This is a genomic window from Streptomyces sp. BE20 (assembly GCF_036322525.1).
Classification (GTDB): Bacteria; Actinomycetota; Actinomycetes; order Streptomycetales; family Streptomycetaceae; genus Kitasatospora.
The window spans coordinates 1-303 of sequence record NZ_JAQYWW010000123.1 but is presented as its reverse complement, the minus strand read 5'-3'; the positions used below and the strand labels follow the sequence as shown (position 1 = coordinate 303).

Here is a 303-nt window from a genome sequence, read left to right as displayed (position 1 = left end):
GGGCCCTCCAGGCCGAGCGTGTAGGAGATCCGGCCGGAGGCGACGCTGCCGGAGTTGCCGGTGCCGAGGAAGCCCTCGACCTCCTCGGGTACGGCGGTCAGCCGGCCGAGGTAGTCGTGGTACATCAGCCCGACGAAGACCCCGGTGAGGGAGCCGCGCAGGCGCAGCGGGTCGACTCCGGCGTGCTCCAGGGTCTCCCAGGAGGATTCGAGCAGCAGGCGCTGCTGCGGGTCCATCGCCATGCCCTCGCGGGGGCTGATCCCGAACAGGCCCGGGTCGAAGTGCGCGGCCTCGTAGAGGAAT

The 303-nt window shown here is 71.3% G+C and carries 1 protein-coding gene; it reads right to left on the bottom strand.

Annotated elements, in window-relative coordinates; translation table 11 throughout:
- Positions 1–303, bottom strand: a 303-nt coding sequence (locus PUR61_RS00670) for a beta-ketoacyl synthase N-terminal-like domain-containing protein (protein ID WP_329874508.1), incomplete at both ends; no start/stop codon positions are given.